Here is an 18,825-nt window from a genome sequence, read left to right as displayed (position 1 = left end):
TAACTTTAGCGTTTCAGAAACGTTGTTTCATTTACTCTTTTAGAGGATACCGTCCTTTCACACTGCATGCGAGCTGATTTAGGTTTAGGTATGAGATATTAAAGGAATTACCATTAACACCTATTTTTAAAAACATATGTTTGATTAGGAACATAAAAAGGTTGGTTTTGCCCTTTAATTTACGTGATTAAGTTCACGTTAGGTTTCTAAAAGCGTGATCAAAAATTCGTACCATTACTTATCTTTAGGAGGCACACGATGAGATTTGCAGGTGTAGGCTTAGTTATGCTAGCCGCTATATGCTGGGGCATTAGCGGGGGAATTGCCGATATTTTAATGACCAGGGGATGGGATCCTATTGTGATTTCATTTTACCGGGGGGCTGTTGGGTTTATATGTTTCTTCACGTGGTTTCTCTTTCGCTTTAGACAAATTTGGATCGTATCTAAACGTTTATACATATGGTCTCTACTTGCGGGTGTTGGGGTTGCTGGCAATTTCACTTTTTATTTTCTAGGTATCCAGGCCTCAAGCGTTGCGGTTGCCGCTACTTTAATGTACACCGCACCTGTGTTCGTGCTGTTAATCTCCTTTTTATTACGAATCGAACGTTCGACTTGGTTTAAATGGGGGTGCATTTCCGGTGTACTTATGGGGATTATCCTGCTTACAGGTGCCTACAACACCGATTCACTTTCAGTGAGTTTGCTGGGAGCGGCAGCGGGGCTTGCTGCTGGGCTTTCCTATGCATTGTTTATATTCGGGTTTAAAAATGCCTCTTCTATCGGAAAGCCGCAGACTAGTTTAACCATCGCCTTTTTTTCATTTTGTCTCATCCTTTTTCTATTTACGGACAAGGGTGAATCAGCAGCTGTGGTAACCTCAAGCGATATCGGATGGTTTCTTCTATTAGGGCTTGTGGGTGCTGGTATTTCATTTATATTGTATGTGATTGGCATTCGAAAGACTGCCGCATCAACGGCTTCGATGGTCGCTATGGTCGAGCCGGTAACCGCTTCATTATTTGGCGTTCTGCTTCTCGGAGATCAATTGACCCTCATACAAGTTTTGGGAATGGTGCTCATACTGGTTACGATTACCGTCCTTAGTGTAAAGCAGTCCGACTAAAAAAGGGTGTCCCGTTCCTTAAACCGCGTCAGTTTCTATGCAATATTAAAGAACCTGGTCAAACTGTCCAGGTTCTTTCTTGTAGTATAAGAAAGTTTGGGAGAGCCTGCTGCCGGCTCCCCAATTTATGTTTTTCCGGCAAAATAAGAGTATCGAGACGAACATACTGAAGTAGATGTTTTTTCCACTACCATTAGTCATATAAAAAACTAGTTCAACCCGCCTCCGCCCTCCATAGTCACCTTGCTGTTGTACGCAGCCCAAGAAGCCAGCCTGTTTATTAAGGTAACACACCTATTAGGAGGGAGACTTATGAAGTGGAAAGTGATTTTTAAGATTATTTATGTTCCTGTTATGGCTTATGTCATATATTCAATTTTGGATCTATACATTACTTTTGATCCTGAAGCTAAGATACCGATCCTTATTTCTGTAACCTTAACGGGATACTGGCAAGTGTTCTTTATGAAAAAGAAGGAAGAGCATTAAAAAACAGGGGCTGCCCTCCTATTAACAGAGGTGGAATATACGCCAATCTTAAATTTTGTTCATTAAAAGGCTAATTGATCCCTTTTTTCCAAAGAATTATTGTTCAATTCCTCCAAATTAAAGAGAAATTCTTTCAAAATGTTCCACTGTTGGAAAGGGCTCATAGAAATGATGAAGTTGTCTTTTCCATTCTTGATACTCTTTCGATTGTCTAAATCCCACGGTATGATCTTCCAGGGTTTCCCACTTCACCAATAATAAATATTTCCCCTTAACTTCCATACATTGCTGCAATTCGTGTGATTTGTACCCTTTCATTGAACTTATGATTTTTGATGCTTCACGAAATGCTTTTTCATATTCCTCTTCCAATCCTGGCTTAACTTGCAGCATAGCCGCTTCTAAAATCATCTGAACTCTCCCTTTCCCCTATGATATGTAAAGTTACTGACCTTGCAGTAATTGTCCTTATTTCCTAAAGCTTTCGATTCAGGATATAAGGACATCAGGCAATGACTACCCTATAAAAACTTCTGAATTATTTTAGGAATTTCATCTAATTCATCAATCACAACATCTGCTTTTACTCTATTCCATTGGTGGTCCCTTTTCCAAATACCTTTCATTCCAACGGCTTGTGCTGCTTGCACATCTTTCTCTGGATGATCTCCTATAAACACACAATCTTCCGGAGACACCTGGAGCCTTTCCGATGCTCTTCTAAAAATGTTTGGATCCGGCTTTTTAATCCCTTCCCAATCCGATATAAGAATAATATCCATGTATTTATCTATTTCCAGAGCCTTTATGTTATCCATTTGAAACTGACCCTTTCCATTAGTTATTATCCCAATAAGTAAGTTATTTTGCTTTAATCTATCAAGAGTTTCCAAAAGATTAGGGAACGGAACACAGTTTTCTTTGAAATAACTTAGGTAGTCCTGTAGTAATTCATCCCACGTAACCCCCTGTATAGAAAATTCATTTATAAGTTGTTTATATACCTTGTCCTTCCACACATATCCACGGTTATCTAGTTCAATAAATCTTTTTATGTATTCCTCTTTCGGGATAGGATGCAGCCACTTATTCAATCGCTCATATTGTTTATCTATAAATTTTTTTACTGACTCATCTCGATTTAATAAAGTTCCATCTAAATCAAAAATAATGGCTTTCATAATGGGAACACCCCCTATATGGTACTGAACTACCGTGTTAAATAAACATAACTTGCTCCTGCGTGTTTTATATAGCAATTAAACGGTTACTAAATATTGTAAAACCAGGGAGGGACTATATTGGAAGTACTAGCTGCACTCTTAATGACTATCGGTTTAATAGCTGCTCCAGTAATCAGTTTCTTTTACCCCAGTTGGAGGAGTATAAAAGGGAACGAATTATCAGAACGGGAACTTTATGGAGTAAGAGGATTAGGAATTGGAATTTTACTTATCATGTATATTCTAAGCCAACTCCTTCTCTAAAAAGGGAGCAATTTTTGCGCAATTGACCTCTACTCTCAATTTTACGTGTAAATAATGGTTCATCAAAGAATGGCTTGATTTTTTCCTCAAACAACCTTACTCGATGTGAATGATCTCGATATTTTTCTTATTATATGTATTGGAAAAACAGTTAAATTGGGTTTAAACATTCCACTAAACTGCCTCTTCAGTTAAGAAGCTAAAATTCCCGGTTTGTCCCTATAATTATGTAATAAAGGGCGAATGCTCTATTGAGCAATTGCCCCTATACAGGAAGTATTGATTTTGAGATATCTAGAAGTAGAGCTTAAATTATCTACTCGTTACAAGCATTTACATATTTTATTTTACTTCTATATTTAAATCTCCATTATCATTATCATCTTCTTTGTAAAACTTCTTTTTATTTGGCTTTAATACTGAAATTGAAAAAATAATAGAAGATAGCAACATGACCAGTGCTAAAGTGACAATGGTAAGTCGCAAGGATACAAGATCTGCTGCAATACCAATAACTAAAATAAAAATAATTTGGATAACACTTTGGATTAAATCGTAAATGCTTGTCACTCTTCCCATAATATCAACAGAAACATTGTTTTGATAGAATGTCATAATTCCTGCATTTAAGAAGACGTTAAAGAACCCTAACACTACAAATCCAACAACGATGGAGATGAACGACCACGCAAATGCATAGATAACATAGCCAATCGTCATCATGATTAACCCAATCGTCATCATATATCTAAGTGAGATTTTATTGGAAAATACCGATAATAAAAAGGCTCCTACCACAGAACCGATTCCCGTTATACTAATCAACAAACTATAATCAAATTCCGAAAGTCCCACCACTTGCTGGGTAAAAACGACCTCTTGAGCATCCATGGCATAGGAAAATATCATAATCATAATAAAGCCAAGATATACAAAAGATATGTATTTATTGTTGACCATAAATTTCTGAACGACTGTAAAGTCACGAATCACTTGAGCAATAGTTAATGTTGGAATTGTGTCTTTATCAATGTTTTCTTTTTCAGGAAGAAAACATAATAAAATTGCTGAAAATAAGAAGAATAGAGCATTCATCCATAATGTCATTTCAACAGATGTTAATAATATAAGTGAACCACCAATTGCAGGTCCGACGATAAAAGCTCCTGAACTCGCAAATGAGCGAATCGAATTGAAACGTTTTCTTCTTTCTTTTGGAACAAGGATAGCAACGTACGTCATTGAGGATGGATTAAAGAATGCTTTTGCCACACTTAAGATAACCAATATTCCATAAATAACTGCCATATTTGAGGCAAATGGAATCAGGAAAATGAAAACAGCTCTGATTATGTAGGTCCCTATCATTACTTTTCTTTTACTACGATACTCAATAAAACTCCCAGTCCAGAATTTAGTTACAATATTCGTTAAAGGTCCTATGATCCAAAGACCAGCTACAGCCGTTGCTGAACCTGAAAGCTGAAAAACAATAATATTAATGGCAACTAAATAAATAAAGTCACCGATACTTGAAATTCCAATTGAAGACAATAATAATATGGGGTATTTCCATTTTTTATTTATTATCATACACTACCTCTTATGGGCCTCCAAGGTGGACGATTTTCTGATATCCGAAAATACCCAGCTGGAACCACACAGCGGACATATCCTCCTTCATTTAAGGCTTTAGTATTAACTTATTCCATATTAACTTCTACTTTTAAAAACGAATAAAACTTACTTTAGTTTCAATATTTTGATTTATAGGGGCATAATTCTTTATTATCTCGAATTCAATTCTTACGCAATAACAGCTATTTAAAATCATGAGGAGAAAAGCAATACCCTTAGTTTAAATCCAAAAGACACAAACGAATACGTTTGTGTCTTCAATGTGTCTCTTACTATAGTTGGTTCAAAGCCGTTATCTGAGCCCTCCGCTTTAACAATTCTCCTAGTTTGTGAGCATCTTCTATAGCTTTCTCGTCTTTCAAAATATCTTTAGGTTTTGCTCCCTCTCCTAATACGTATCCCTTATAGTTCAAACCAATAAATTGGCAAATATACGTAAATTGCTGTACAAGAGGCAGCCCTTTCACACGAGGGTTATCTCCTCCGACCGCAATAATATAGGCTTGTTTCTGACTCATTTGCTCTTTGAAATTTGGGTATTTTTCATCCCTGACTGTTTGCGACCAACGATCGATAAAACGTTTCGTCACACTGGTCATTCCATACCAATAAATGGGTGTAGCAAAAATTAAAACCTCACAGTCAATGATTTGGTCAATAATTTGATCATACTCATCTTTTACTGGAGAAAATCCGTTCTTTTCATGTCTTTGATCAATAATATCTTTAAATTGATACCTCTTGAGATCAATTCTTGTGACGTCTGGTAAGTTTTTAACAACCTCTTCTGTTAAACATTCTGTATTTCCCTGCTCTCTTGTACTTCCATAAATGACTCCAACTTTCATTTAAACCACCTCATATCGATAATTCGTTTGGCTTTTACGTTTGGAAACGTAATAATGCATGATTAACCCTGAGAACATTAATCCTCCCATACAAATAAATCCTACGCTTGGAGAAAAAATATCAATAAGCAGGCCGAGCCCACTTGCAAATACAGCTTGAAGAAATAATGCTATCCCCATCCATACAGACATCGCTCTGCCCATTAATGGTTTGGGAACCACCTCCATAAGCATTGTGTTCATAATAATTCTTAGAGATGAGTTGGAAAAACCAATTAAGAAACTTCCTAGATAGATCATGATCACTAGTGAATTAAAGGACAATCCCACTAAAGTGAGAACGGATAGCAAGAAGATAACACTGACCGCTTTGTGTTCCGTTATTTTTTTCGCAAAAGGAGCGGCTATAAATCCAGAAATCAAACCACCAATTCCATAAGCCATATCTGAGAATCCAAATACGACCGAATCTGCATCTAAAGTCCCGCTGACATACTCTGGCAAGACAACATTAAAAATCATGGTTCCTACTAAAGGAACAATGGCAACAAACCCCAGGAGGAACGTCAACTGATGGGACCGTAAATAATGAATCCCTTTTTTAAAGGAGCGAATATAACCCTCTTCCTTATCCTCTAACAAAATGGACTGGTACTTAACGAAGATCATAAACAGACTACTCATTACAAACATTAAGGAATTTATCAGCAGGATGGTTTCAAAGCCGTCAAACTTATAAATAAAGCCGGAAGCTGCCCCGGCCATAAACATTCCCACTTGCAAACTAATCTCAATTAAAGAATTTCCTTTGGATAATTCCTCTTCAGGCAGTAACTCTTGAATGAGACTGCGGGATGCCGACATATAAATGCTCCAACCAATACCATTAATGATGGCAAATAAATAAATATATCCGATGGTAAATCCATTAAACATAAACGCAGCCGTCAGTATTCCGATGGCCACAGCCCGCAGGATAAACGTTAATTGAATTACTCCTTTTCGATTAAATTTATCTGTAAGAATTCCAGTCAATGGGGAAACAAGAAAACCGGCAATTACGTTAAGAGCTAACATAATGCCTACTGCTCCTGTCGATCCAGTTTCATCTAATAAGTACCAATTCGCCCCAATCGTACTCATCCCTACCCCAAATCCAGATAGGATATCCGCAAGAAAAAAGAACAAGAAACCTTTCCTGGTTAAAACCGACATCTCATCACCTCGTCATTAAATTTAGCTTTATAAAAATACTATCGCAGGGATCACGGGCCGTAAAACGGATAATTCGAATGGTTGCCATCGAAAAAAACGTTGGAACCAATGAAGAACTTTCTTCAAATAAAAACCCCATAGAATTTATGGGGTTTTCCATTGAAATAGAAAGCTATGCGTATTCTAATTGAATGGAGTTAATCAAATGAATGGCTTTCTTTTTGGCTTCATTCGCATTCTCACCTGTTGTAATTACATAGCCCAGACGATCATCTGAACTCTCGGGAATTCTAACTATATCCCCGGGTTGAACATTTACTTCATATTTAATGACAGAAGGATCATTCTTAATATGTTCGATTCCATGGATCGTTGAGATTTTCCCATTGTTTCGTGACGTTAAATAAGCAATAGAAGTTGCTTTTTTAACTGGAAAGTGTTTATTTATGGGTAGTTGTAAATAGAAATTAACGGTCTCTTCAAAAATATCCAGTCCATACGTATTAAAAAGTAATTGGGAAGCAATTTGATCTCCGCCAGGCCGGCCATTGACTTCAATAATCTTTGGCCCTGTGCTCGTTAATTTTATTTCAACGTGGCTGGGACCGTTATCAATGCCTATAGCTTTCATGGCCTGGGCACTTACATCCACGATCTCTTCTACTCTGTCTATTTGAATAGAGGTAGGAACGGTATGAGAGATCTCAACAAAAAAAGGTAAATCTGAGGTCTCCTTCTCCGTAACAGATGAAAAAATAACCTCTTGATCCTTTAGAAAAAGCTCGACACTAAACTCTGGTCCCTCCAAGTATTCTTCAATTAAATAATCCGTACTTACATCAAACCCCATATAGGTTTTTTTGAACTCTTTTAATTTTTGAAACGCATGAAGCAATTCTTCTTTATTATTGATAAAAAAGACTCCTTGGCTGCTCGCGCAATTCGTTGGTTTTAAAACGACCGGATATCCAATCCAAGTGGCAGCTTCGCATGCTTCCTCATCGTTTGATACTTTAGCAAATTGAGCACTTGGTACTTTGTTCTTTTTGTAAGCATGACGCGCCAAATCTTTATTTCTTGCGTTATAAGCAGCAAACGATGGAATCGTTGGCAAGGACAGCCATTCGGCTACCTCAGCTGTATAGTGTGAAGCATAGTCTGTGGCAGGAATCAAAGCGTCTAATTTTCCATCATAAACGGAATTCTTGATCGCATGAAAAATAGATTTCGGATCCCTAATATCAGCGATTAAAAAATCATCATAATAGTTTTCATAGCCATATTTTTTAGGATTGTCTGAAGATGATCCTATGGCAATGACTTTGCACCCTTTCCGGTAGGTCCTCTCCACAAAATCCACCCCATAAAAACTCGGCTCTACAAAAGCTACAATCTTTTGAGCATCCAATGTGTCCTCAGCTCCTTCTCTATTTTTAAATAGTAATCGGGTCATTCAAAAGGTCAGTAATTCTTTTTTCTAATGTTTTAGGCTCAAACTTTAGATGAGCAAGTGTCTCTTGATGAGTTCCTCCATATACGGGCCATTCTTCGCCGCAGTCAAAAGAATATACTTGTTTGTCAGGTAGAAGAACAGATAGCAAAGATGCTGTTCCGCCAGCTAACCGATGTTCTTCAACGACAAGAAAAGATTCTCCCAGTCCTGTTAACTGATCAACTGCAGCCCTTAAGCTTAACTGATCGACATAACAAAGGTGAACATGGGAAACCTCAGGATAAACTTCTTGCATTTTTTTACATAGTTCTGTTCCCTGCTCTCCTACAGAAACTAAGCAAAGCTCACCCGTTCCCTTTTGATTCACTAAAGGAGAAGAAGCAGATTCCCCTTCTCTTTCTAAACTTACAAAAGCTTCATTCCTCGACAATCGAACATAGTAAGGGTGAGGCGAAGAGGCAGCCTCCCTAATCACTCTTCTTGTATCTTCTTCTCCATAAGGGCAGGCAATCTTAATATTGGGAAAGGCTCTTAAAACTGCAATATCTTCTAAAGAATGGTGTGTGGTTCCAAACCACCCTCCGGATACCCCTCCATAAGGTGCTATAACTTTAATATTCTTCTCCATGTATCCCATCGCCAATTTAATACTTTCTGCTGATCGTAGAGAAGCGAATGGTGCAAAAGTGGAGAAAAAAGGAATATAACCCGCTTCTGCTAACCCAGCAGCCATATCAATACTTGTCATTTCGGCAATACCCATGTTAAAAAAACGATCGGGGAATTGGGATTCAAACTTGTGTGTTGATCCCCCTAAATCGGCTTCTAGACATAAAATGTGATCATTATATTCTGCAATGTTCGTTAATTCCTCACGATAAGTGTCCCGGCCAGATAAAGTCATACAATACTCCTTTTCCATTTGTTTTTTAGACGTTGTGGGATTTTTGCATAGTGAGCCTTAGGGTTTCCTTCAATATCTGGCACACCCTTTCCTTTGACTGTTTGAGCTAAAACAGCTAATGGCTTAGCAGAACTCTCAACCACCTGTAAGGCTTTACCTATTTCTCGAAAATCATGACCATTAATCTCTAACGTATGAAAGCCAAACGATTCAAATCTTCCTCTTACATCTTCTAAAGGTGAGATATTATGGACAAACCCATCATTTTGAGCTCCATTCATATCAACCACACATATGAAATTATTAATCTGTTTTGCCTGAATCACTTGAAACGTCTCCCAACAAAGCCCTTCTTGAAGTTCACCATCTCCACACACGGCTACTCCGATTCCTTCAGATCCTTTCAACTTCTGAGACAATGCCCAACCTGCTGCATAAGGAATGCCGTGGCCGAGACTTCCCGTTGAATATGGAATGCCCTTAATTTTGTGGTTGGGATGTCCTGTCAATAAAGAATCCCTTTTTCCGTAACTCTCTGCCGGGTTCTCTTCCAAGATGCCTTGCACATAAAGTACGGAATACAAGGCTGCAGCAGCATGCCCTTTGCTTAATACAATTTGATTACGATGATCAAAGTAAAATTCATCAAACAAAGTAATTAATACATCGATTACAGAAAGACTTCCCCCTATATGGCATCCCGTTTCAGTAGCTGCAATGTCTACAATGGTCTCTCTGGCTTTCTTCGATAATTCCTCCAGCCTTTTTACATTCAGAGGGTCAATGCTGGGTAACTTTTGGTCGATGAGCATTCTTATCCACCTCCGGTATTTTAGAAAACCAATGGTCAATGGTACCTTTTAATATAGTCCGTGATTGATCAATCTCTTTATATAATTGAAATTCTTCATTCGTGTGGTCAAGGTTCGAGTCTCCCGGTCCATAGGCTACAATTGGAATATTTGTCCATGTGGTTGCAAGTGTATTCATATCGCTTGTTCCGGTTTTCTTTAAGTACTTAAACTTTACCTTTTGAGAAGCAAAGCTTTTTGCAAACGCCTTTACTAATGGACAATTCCTTTTATTAATAAATCCCGGAGTTGCTCTTAGGACTTTAATAGAAACTTCTTTTGAAATAGTTAAATTGAGTTCACTTAGATAATCTATATCAACACCTGGAGAGATTCTAAAATTTAAAATCGCCTCTAAAACATCCATGTCTTCTTTTTTGTGTTGATTTATCTTTGTAGTGGTAGCCACATGATCCGGATCCACTTTCCTTACCCTCATTTCTAACTCATTTTTTATTGAATAAAAATGATCAGCAACGCTTACATTCTCTCTTGAGGCACTATGCTTTTGGCTCTTTTGGATAGTAATCCCTAATTTGAGTAATCCATGATAACCTAAAGTAAGATTATGCTCTCCACTCGGCTCTCCAATGATGACGGCATCGGCTGGATGATGATCCCGCACATAGTAGGCTCCGGCTGAGGAAGATACCTCTTCTTCCACGGCCCCAATAACCTTTAACTTACCATTTTCCGGAACCTTTACATCTCTTAGCATCTGGATGAAATTTGCAAAACAACCTTTTGCATCCACAGATCCTCTTCCTGTGATCATCTTCTTGTCACTTTTCACCTTCCACAAGTAAGGAACTGTATCTACATGTCCTAATAACAAGAGAGTGTTTTCTCCTTCTCCTTTTTCAAATACAATGTTCCCTGCTTTATCCACGGTGTTTTTAACCCCTGGTAATTGGACATTATTGAAAAGGTACTGAGTAAGTTCTTCTTCATTACGCGAAACAGAAGGAATACGAACGATCTTATTTATTAAATCGTGGTTACCTTTATAATTTTCGATGTCCCAAAACCAAGTGGAGTGTTGATGTTCCATAGAAGGCCCCATTATACAAACATCACTGATTCCTTTTTTTATAGCTAATTGAGCGGCCCGTACTTTTTGCTTCATTCTACCTTTGACAAAGTCTAAGGAATCATTTAAGTAAATATCGTTAATTGTCGATGATGGTTCATCAATATCCTTTAATAATCCATTGGTCCCTGTAACAAACCTCAAATGGTGGGCTTTCATATGAACAGATAAATGGGCTGCAAGCATATCAGCATCAATATTGAGATATTGATGAGGATTGTCTACATTCTGAAGGGGCGGCGTTAAGCACACGACATCAAAGTCATCTAATAAAGATTTGATTAATTGCGTCTCACACGAATAGTAAGAACCATACAACGAATCCCGTACAACTCTCTTTTTGCCATTCTCCTGAGCCTTAAGAGGCGGCCCCTGCTTTCCCGTTACTACCTCATGGTCACCCGCACATTGCACATAAGTTTTTAACCCTTGTTCTTGGAGTTTATTTCTTACGGTTGGAATCATTACTTGATCATAAGCTTTGTAGATATGGTCCATTTCTTCTTGGTTACAATACCTCGCCTGGCCTCCATTGCTCAGCTCCAGAAACGTTACTTCCCTCTGGATTTGCTCATAATACTTCTCTATTCCTTTAGCTCCTCCTACGACCAGAATGATTTGGTTTCCTTTATCCGCAATCCTCCTAACCTCTTCGTAAATCGTGTGATTCGAAGAAAGAACGGTGCTGCTGCCTACCTTAATCACATACAATTGACTAATTATGGCCACATCCCTTCGTTATGAAAGTTCAGAGACTGGAATTCGGGATAACCGAAATATTGATTAAACGCTTGGATAGCTTGTCCAGCGGCCCCTTTAATCATGTTGTCTAATGTACAAATGGAAACACAGTTTTTCCCGTCTACATAAGCTGCGACTTCCACTCTGTTAGTTCCTGCTGTAGATTTAATCATCGGGTTAAATCTCCCGCCCTTGTTGTCTCTTAGATAATCAATAAAAGGCATCCCCTTAAAATCACGATAAAAAAACTTTTTGACGTCAACTTCCGAAATGTTATCTTTCAACTGAGAGTAGGAAGTTACCATAATCCCGCGAGGTAAATCTAAACTGTAAGTTGAAAACTGCAGATCTAGTTCAACCCCAAACATGCCTTCAAAGGCATGATTAATCTCTGGTTGATGCCGATGACCATGAACTTTATGCGGGTGTAGGTTATGAGCCCTCTCTGCCGGATGTTCCGGAGATCGTTTTCCGCCCCCACTAGATCCTGTCTTCGCATCAATCACTACCCTGTTCTCAATCAAATTATTTTTAACAAGAGGATAAAGAGAGTAAATGCTTGCCACAGCCATACACCCTGGTAAATTAATGATTTTAGACTTTTTATCTAACTCATGAAATTCAGGGATGAAATATTGTGATTCTAAATAAGTTTCTGTTTTAAGGGATTGGGGGTAGTATTTTTCAAGCTGATGCTGATCCCGAAGTCTAAAATCTCCACTCACATTAAAAACAACCGTGGATTTTGGTATGATTTCGTCAATATACTTCGGTAAAACTCCCGTTGGAAGGCACGAAAACACGACATCAAATCCATCTTCAAGTTGGCTGATTGGTTTAAATTTTAGTTGTTTATTTTTGCTGTTTAACATACGATAATATTTCTCAACAGGTTGACCAGCTAATGATTCTGAAGAAACAAATTCAATAGAGACGTCCATTTGCTTATTTAATATTCTGTAAATTTCCATTCCAACAAAGCCACTGCCACCTAAAATTGCCGCCTTAATTTTTGTACTCATCCTAACCTTGCATCCCTTTCATAGGGTGGTCTACTATCTCCAAGTTCTTCAACAACTTTACGAATCATGTCCGGGTTTTGATCAATTTTCTTGAATGCAAGCGCATATGATTGAATTCTCTCGTACTCTATTGGAGATCGTAATTCTCTACAGATTGTTAACGTGTTTCGAAACATTTTTAAGGTTTTGGGATAATCGGAAACTTTATAATCTGGTTCCTCATCACTTAGACTGAAAGGGAATTGATTTCCAAACCCTTTTAAGTTTTGGAACGGGAGATGTCCAGGGATTGGCCTATTTTGCCATTCTCTTGCAAAGACGCCCTCCTCCATAATAATTTTTTGGATAGCTTCCTTCACTTTATAGTCTTCGAGGTCGTCTAACCCCTTTTTTGAAGGATTTAACTTTATACGATACATGTTGTAGCTGTGTCTATAACCTTCTGGAACATGAGGGGGGCTGAATAAATCGGTATCCTCTAAAGCATCACTTAAGAATTTAGCATTACGTGCTCTTACTTCATCGTAATAAGGGAGCCTTTCCAGCTGACTAATGCCAAAAGCTGCAGCAATCCACGACATTCTGTAATCGATCCCAGAGTCGTTCAGGAAATCTAAAGCACGATGATAATCTTCTTCATCCTTAAAGAAAGCAATCCCACCTTCTCCCCCCACAGGAAAGTTCTTATCAGCCATTAGGCTTTGTCCAGCAGCATCTCCTATAGATCCGCAAACCTTGTTATCAATCGAAGCTGAATGAGCATGAGAAGCATCTTCGACAAGTTTCAATTCAAATTGATCACATATTTTTTGCAATTGTGGGAGATCAGCAGGAAGCCCATGGACATGGACTGGCATGATTGCTCTTGTGTTAGGAGTAATCAATCGTTTCACCTGAGAAACATCCATACAGTATGTATCCGGATCGATATCCGTAAATACCGGAATCGCTTTAGCAGCTACGACTGCCTGAGCCGTGGCTATAAATGTAAAATTGGGAATGATGACTTCATCACCCGGCTGAATACCGGCTCCCACTAAAGCGAGGTGTAAGCTCGATGTACCACTTGCTGTTGGAATGGCATAATTGGCACCAACATAGTCCCTATATTTATTTGCAAACTCATCAATGACCTTATTGGGGTCATGTTGAATCGAAACCAGCATTTGCATAATATCTTCCTTTGTAATATAGGGGAAATTTGTCTTTCGGTTATCTTCAGGAAGAACAGCTCCCCCCCCAAAGTAAGCAAGATTTTCATAAATCATATCCTCTGATGGAAAATCAAGGGGCTTTTTAATAAAATCAGTTCTCAACAGCTACACCTCTTTTTATTAAAGATAATTTGGCACAAGCAGCAACCAAAGGACTAACTCTATAATTAAACTGAATCCCCGGCTGTAAATCTGGATGACTTTCCTCTTGGGTCCACATCGTTCGAAGGTCAAAAGCTCCAAATATTTTTAACCTTTCCGCTTTCTCCCATACTTCTCTCTCGTCAGTTGCAACTGCAGCACACGGACCAAATCCTAAATCCGTCAAATCTAGAACTAAAGTAGATTGATTGTTGAACCTTTTGTCAAAGTCGCCTATGTTTTCCCAACCTATTGATATCCTCTCGAATGCTTCTGTTTTTGTATCCCTTAGATTGGATATACCTAACCAGTTTAAAAACTTTTCTTCTTTATCTGTAGCGTTCGATAAAGTAACTGAGTCCCCATACCCTAGATCCTTACCATGAAGGGCTCCGTGAAGAGCACCGGTATAGCTGTTAAAAACCGAAACATAAGATAGCTTTGTAATTTTAGCCATTAATTTTTCAAGACCATTTATCTCTTTTTCATTCTTTTCTATACTCATGATAATTCCGGAATTTAAAACTCTAGATAAGACAAAAGAAATTTGAAATTGCTTATTTTTATCCATAGACCTTCTCCTTTCGTTCTTGATTAATGACATCTTCCACATAACTAGCTAGTAGAAAAGGAATATTTACATTATGTTCTTTTGATGATTGAGCAAATTCAGGGTTTTGATTAATTTCACAGACTACATATTTCTCTTGAGCAAAGTCATACAATAAATCTAAGCCATATATTCCAGAACCCATAGCTTTTACCACTTGGTGCACTAATCCATCAATTTCAGCATCAATTAGTAATGGAACCACGGACGCGCCTAAATGCGTGTTTGTCTTCCAAGAATCATCAGACACCCTTTTAAAAGCAACTACAGGAGACTCCCCGATAATCACAACACGAACATCAAAGTTTCCTTTGTTAATAAATTCTTGAGCGAGAACTGGGAATTCTTTATTTTTGACGTCTAAAGATTCTCTAGCAGCTACCCAGGCATCTAAACATCTTTCGTTCTCAATTAAACTGATTCCTCGTCCCCATGAAGAAGTCGCGGGCTTGATTAAGAATTCCTTCCCTAGTTTGAATGAACTTCTCGTTAAATCTGCAGGGGTAAACGCAATCATATAATTAGGCTGTGGAATATTATTCTTTTGAAACAGTAAGGCTTGTAGAATTTTATCCGTACATACATTAATAGCATCAGAATTATTCATTGTTATCAAACCAGCTTTTTCTAAGATGTGAGCTCTTTTTTTTCCTTCAACCTGAGATAAACAGCGAATAATTGCTATATCATACTTTCCTTTGAAGATGTCCTCCAAAGGAAGACTCATAGAATCTAAGATGACTTTCACCTTAATGTCTTTTTGATTTAGCTGGGTAATGATCATTTTCTCTTCTTCTCTCAACTTAGTGACACACATTAAAATTTCCATAAGTATTATAGGTTACTCTCCCCAAGATTCTTCAATTTCCGGTGCTAAGCCAAGTGTCAGCGATCCATTCTCTTCAACAACTTCATGTTCTTCACCACAATCGGAGCATTCAATGATTTCACCAACAAACGTCTCATCCTCCAATTCGATCGTTGATTGACATACTAAGCAATTAGAATTTCTCATCATAAATTCCTCCTGTTTTTTACATTTTTTTCACTTTTTATGTGAACAACATCATTCTATGATAATATGACTCTATATCCCAGATGAAAAATCCGATGGTTTGTATCGGGAATCATGATAGGAGTGAAAAAGAATGGATATGAAGCAACTAGCAACATTTCAGATTGCAAGTAAAACGTTAAATTTCACCAAAAGTGCTGAAATTTTAAACTATGCTCAATCCAGTGTGACTTCTCAAATCAAAAGCTTAGAATCCGAATTAGGTGTGAACCTGTTCGAAAGACTGGGAAATAAATTAGTTTTAACGACATACGGAAATAAATTCCAGGTGTATGCTGACACCATCACTGCTCAATATCAATCGGCCATTGAAGAAATCAATTACGATAAAAATATGACAAGTACCCTTGTAGTGGGGGCAACTGAAAGTCAATGTGCGTACAAGCTCCCTGACGTATTAAAGGAATTAAAAGTTTTATTTCCGAATGTTGGAGTCATTGTCAAACCCGTTCATAAATTTCAAGAAATTCAGTCAGAGCTGCAGTCCGGTGACATGGATTTTGCTTTTATGTTTGGGGAAGGTGTAGATGAAGGACATAACTTGAAGGTTTCTAAATTGTCAAAGGGAAGCTTAGTTTTGGTGGCCTCTCCCGTTAATAAAACCACACAGCTCGAGAAGCCAAAATTACAAGATTTAATTGAAGAAACCCTCATATTAACCGAGAAAGGTTGTTCTTACAGAAATTTATTAGAAGGCATGCTCCTGGATCACAAAATTAAGTTCAATTCCACTTTTGAGATAACTAATATTGAAACCCTCAAAAACTGTGTGAAATCAGATCTTGGTATTGCCCTATTACCATATGAAGCGGTAAAAGAAGAAGTTAAGAAAAATGAATTAAAAATCATCGATTGGTCACAAGGGAAAGACCATGAAATATATCACTTTATCTCGTGGCATAAAGATAAAAAACTTACTTCATTGCTAAATACATTTATATCAGTTAGTGAAAATGTCTTCTAAATACACACGAAGCACAAACGTCAACTTCTAAAGTAAAGTTGACGTTTGTGCTTTATTTAAACTGCCTCACTATTGAAAAATAAGTACCATCCAGCATTACTAGATGTGGTAAATGAACGTATAGGAATTGAAGTTCCCTATAAGCCCCCGACTATACCTATCATAATGAGGAGGGATGCGAAATGGATTTTTCAGAAAAAATGAGGGTTAATCCCATACAAATCGAAACCAGTGATTTATCTAATGAACATGTACTCCATATCTTAAATGGGCAGGTTATGTATGAGGAGTTTAAGCATAAAGAAATTATGGGGAATTCAGATTACGCTCCATTTAATGAAGCTATGTGTGTAAACGCCACTACCAGGAATATATTTAATAAAGAATTCATAAAGAGAAGAGCAGCTGGACACCTTGAGTCAGTGGAAGATTATATCAATAAAGTCATAAACCCTTTAAATAACCTCTTTAACAACAAATATAAATATATCGTATTATGGTTTGGCGAAGATATGTTTTGTCAAATGAACCTTCTTACACTTCTCGCTTACCTTGAACAATCCGATTACAGGGGAAGAGTTTTCCTGAATAGTTTTAGAGAAGATGAAGGTAAGGTAAGACAAACGGAACTTCAGTTAGGTAATTATAGTACTGTTTATGAAGACATCCTGTTAGATCATAAAAAAACATCAGTTGACGTAGTTCCAGTTATGTACCAGGCAATCGATCTATACTTAGAGATGCTGAAAGATGATAATCCAGTCATTCAGTATATTAAAAGCAATATAAACTTATCGACATCTGAATTACTTGAAAGGTTATTTGAGCTTTTTCCAACCATCGGATATGGAGATGTACAATATAAAAAACTTATTAGTAAAATTAAATAAACACACTTTTTCCTGGATTTTAGAATTACCAAGTCCAATCATTCACTCGAAATTGGTGATTCTTTATTCATTAGTGAAAGGAGGTGTGCGCATTCCTCCAATTTATGGGGGGGTTCATCCATTTAAGCGTTACAATCCTTATTCCTTCACGAGAAGGAGCCTATTGTTAAACTTTAACAATATGAAAGTCCTAAGGCGTTTCTCTAAGGGAGACGGCTGTATGCCCATTTGCACAAAAACATGATAGAGCTTTTTGAAAAACCCCTCTTTCCAACAGCAAGGTATTACGAGTGGGGCTTGGGCTTATTAACCAATACTTTACCATTTATCCGTACTGTACCAGAAAATAAAATCGTACATGTATGATTCTATTTATTGTCGAACTTTTCAAAGATTAAACTGCCAGACTCCAATAGAATTGAGAGTCATGGCAGCCTGGGTGTTTTATTTAGTTTTATTTGACTGTGTCACTCCAAAAAGCAAAGAGTTTTTAATACAATTTATTGTGTTTCATTTTTGTTTCGTTCATGCGCTCACTGATTAATCGGGCACGCTCAGCCGAACGATCTCTAGCTTCCGGCGCCATTTTTTCAAATGATATCACAAAAATTAAAAAGTTAATTCTCATCGTTTATTCCTCCTATGTGATTGTCACTAAGCGGAATCCTTCTCCGCATTTAACCAGTTCATAAATTCAATCCTTAATAATTCAACCATTGGTTACACTCCCTTTCTTAGATGATATTTTTGTTCATTGCTTTTCGGTCAAGCCATTGATCTTGAGCACTCGGCCGGTAACCGGGGAGCGGTGAATACCTCTGTTTTTTGCGACGGTTCACACGAATAGTGAAAATAAAGAAATGCATGGTCATCATTGCCCACCTCCTTAAAAATGTAAAATTGTATCAAAAGAGTAAAAATACCTTTGATTCCATAAGAAAAAGCCACAGGTGTCCTGTGGCTCTGCTTTAAATGCTCTCCATTTATGAAGGCGCAAAAAAGCCACAGGTATCCTGTGACTCTGCTTTAAAGCTCTCCGTTTATGAAGATGCAAAAAAGCCACAG

Annotated in this window: 19 protein-coding genes and 1 pseudogene; 4 read left to right on the top strand and 16 right to left on the bottom strand. The window is 37.6% G+C overall.

The window, feature by feature from the left end; translation table 11 throughout:
• The first annotated feature begins 258 nt into the window (after positions 1-258).
• Together HUS26_RS19425 and HUS26_RS19420 are read left to right on the top strand one after the other, a co-directional pair.
• Positions 259-1,128 (top strand): DMT family transporter, encoded by an 870-nt coding sequence (locus tag HUS26_RS19425; RefSeq protein WP_173918677.1) that lies wholly within the window; start codon positions 259-261, stop codon positions 1,126-1,128.
• A gap of 312 nt (positions 1,129-1,440) precedes the next feature.
• Positions 1,441-1,617 (top strand): hypothetical protein, encoded by a 177-nt coding sequence (locus HUS26_RS19420; RefSeq protein WP_173918676.1) that lies wholly within the window; start codon positions 1,441-1,443, stop codon positions 1,615-1,617.
• Positions 1,618-1,734: 117 nt separating this feature from the next.
• Here the strand turns inward: HUS26_RS19420 and HUS26_RS19415 are convergent, their stop codons facing one another.
• The 14 genes from HUS26_RS19415 to HUS26_RS19350 all read right to left on the bottom strand — a co-directional run bounded on the left by HUS26_RS19415 (position 1,735) and on the right by HUS26_RS19350 (position 15,846).
• The gene (locus tag HUS26_RS19415) at positions 1,735-2,028 is read right to left on the bottom strand and encodes an antibiotic biosynthesis monooxygenase (protein WP_173918675.1); all 294 of its coding nucleotides are present in this window, start codon (positions 2,026-2,028) and stop codon (positions 1,735-1,737) included.
• Positions 2,029-2,138: 110 nt separating this feature from the next.
• Entirely contained in the window at positions 2,139-2,801 is a 663-nt protein-coding gene (locus HUS26_RS19410) for an HAD family hydrolase (RefSeq protein ID WP_173918919.1), read from the bottom strand.
• Positions 2,802-3,446: 645 nt separating this feature from the next.
• Complete coding sequence (locus HUS26_RS19405) at positions 3,447-4,697, bottom strand: MFS transporter (RefSeq protein ID WP_173918674.1); 1,251 nt, start codon at positions 4,695-4,697, stop codon at positions 3,447-3,449.
• 317 nt (positions 4,698-5,014) lie between these two features.
• On the bottom strand, positions 5,015-5,590 hold the full coding sequence (locus HUS26_RS19400) for a flavodoxin family protein (RefSeq protein WP_173918673.1): 576 nt from the start codon (positions 5,588-5,590) through the stop codon (positions 5,015-5,017).
• A complete protein-coding gene (locus HUS26_RS19395) occupies positions 5,591-6,805 on the bottom strand; it encodes an MFS transporter (RefSeq protein WP_173918672.1) in 1,215 nt (404 codons plus the stop codon).
• Between the two features lie 172 nt (positions 6,806-6,977).
• Positions 6,978-8,213: an ATP-grasp domain-containing protein gene (locus HUS26_RS19390; protein WP_173918671.1), complete on the bottom strand. Its 1,236-nt coding sequence runs from the start codon at positions 8,211-8,213 to the stop codon at positions 6,978-6,980.
• A gap of 25 nt (positions 8,214-8,238) precedes the next feature.
• Positions 8,239-9,162 (bottom strand): transketolase, encoded by a 924-nt coding sequence (locus HUS26_RS19385; RefSeq protein ID WP_173918670.1) that lies wholly within the window; start codon positions 9,160-9,162, stop codon positions 8,239-8,241.
• A complete protein-coding gene (locus HUS26_RS19380; RefSeq protein ID WP_173918669.1) occupies positions 9,159-9,974 on the bottom strand; it encodes a 1-deoxy-D-xylulose-5-phosphate synthase N-terminal domain-containing protein in 816 nt (271 codons plus the stop codon). The genes HUS26_RS19385 and HUS26_RS19380 overlap by 4 nt, the downstream gene beginning before the upstream one ends.
• A complete protein-coding gene (locus tag HUS26_RS19375) occupies positions 9,943-11,832 on the bottom strand; it encodes a M20/M25/M40 family metallo-hydrolase (RefSeq protein ID WP_254434252.1) in 1,890 nt (629 codons plus the stop codon). Before HUS26_RS19375 ends, HUS26_RS19380 begins: the two co-directional genes overlap by 32 nt.
• Positions 11,823-12,866, bottom strand: a complete 1,044-nt coding sequence (gene argC, locus HUS26_RS19370; protein WP_173918668.1) for an N-acetyl-gamma-glutamyl-phosphate reductase — start codon at positions 12,864-12,866, stop codon at positions 11,823-11,825. The genes HUS26_RS19375 and argC overlap by 10 nt, the downstream gene beginning before the upstream one ends.
• On the bottom strand, positions 12,863-14,182 hold the full coding sequence (locus tag HUS26_RS19365; protein ID WP_173918667.1) for a DegT/DnrJ/EryC1/StrS family aminotransferase: 1,320 nt from the start codon (positions 14,180-14,182) through the stop codon (positions 12,863-12,865). The genes argC and HUS26_RS19365 overlap by 4 nt, the downstream gene beginning before the upstream one ends.
• Positions 14,172-14,792, bottom strand: coding sequence for a degT/DnrJ/EryC1/StrS aminotransferase (locus HUS26_RS19360; protein ID WP_173918666.1), 621 nt, complete (start codon positions 14,790-14,792; stop codon positions 14,172-14,174). The genes HUS26_RS19365 and HUS26_RS19360 overlap by 11 nt, the downstream gene beginning before the upstream one ends.
• Positions 14,785-15,648 (bottom strand): RimK family alpha-L-glutamate ligase, encoded by an 864-nt coding sequence (locus HUS26_RS19355; protein WP_256371087.1) that lies wholly within the window; start codon positions 15,646-15,648, stop codon positions 14,785-14,787. Before HUS26_RS19355 ends, HUS26_RS19360 begins: the two co-directional genes overlap by 8 nt.
• Positions 15,649-15,672: 24 nt before the next feature.
• Entirely contained in the window at positions 15,673-15,846 is a 174-nt protein-coding gene (locus HUS26_RS19350; protein WP_173918664.1) for a lysine biosynthesis protein LysW, read from the bottom strand.
• A 133-nt stretch (positions 15,847-15,979) separates the two neighbouring features.
• On the opposite strand from HUS26_RS19350, the gene HUS26_RS19345 reads away from it, so the two are divergent.
• Positions 15,980-16,870 carry a LysR family transcriptional regulator gene (locus HUS26_RS19345; protein WP_173918663.1) on the top strand — a complete coding sequence of 297 codons (891 nt, stop codon included), beginning with the start codon at positions 15,980-15,982 and terminating at the stop codon, positions 16,868-16,870.
• A 167-nt stretch (positions 16,871-17,037) separates the two neighbouring features.
• Positions 17,038-17,760, top strand: a pseudogene (locus HUS26_RS19340) (AraC family transcriptional regulator); the annotation flags it as partial.
• A gap of 490 nt (positions 17,761-18,250) precedes the next feature.
• On the opposite strand, the gene HUS26_RS19335 reads toward HUS26_RS19340, so the two are convergent.
• On the bottom strand, positions 18,251-18,388 hold the full coding sequence (locus HUS26_RS19335; protein ID WP_173918661.1) for a hypothetical protein: 138 nt from the start codon (positions 18,386-18,388) through the stop codon (positions 18,251-18,253).
• 106 nt (positions 18,389-18,494) lie between these two features.
• Entirely contained in the window at positions 18,495-18,635 is a 141-nt protein-coding gene (locus HUS26_RS19330; RefSeq protein ID WP_173918660.1) for a hypothetical protein, read from the bottom strand.
• Positions 18,636-18,825 lie beyond the last annotated feature (190 nt).

The sequence above is a fragment of the Halobacillus sp. Marseille-Q1614 genome, from assembly GCF_902809865.1.
Taxonomy (GTDB): Bacteria; Bacillota; Bacilli; order Bacillales; family Halobacillaceae; genus Halobacillus_A.
Note: the sequence above shows the minus strand (reverse complement) of the source record. Positions and strands in the feature narration are given on the sequence as shown.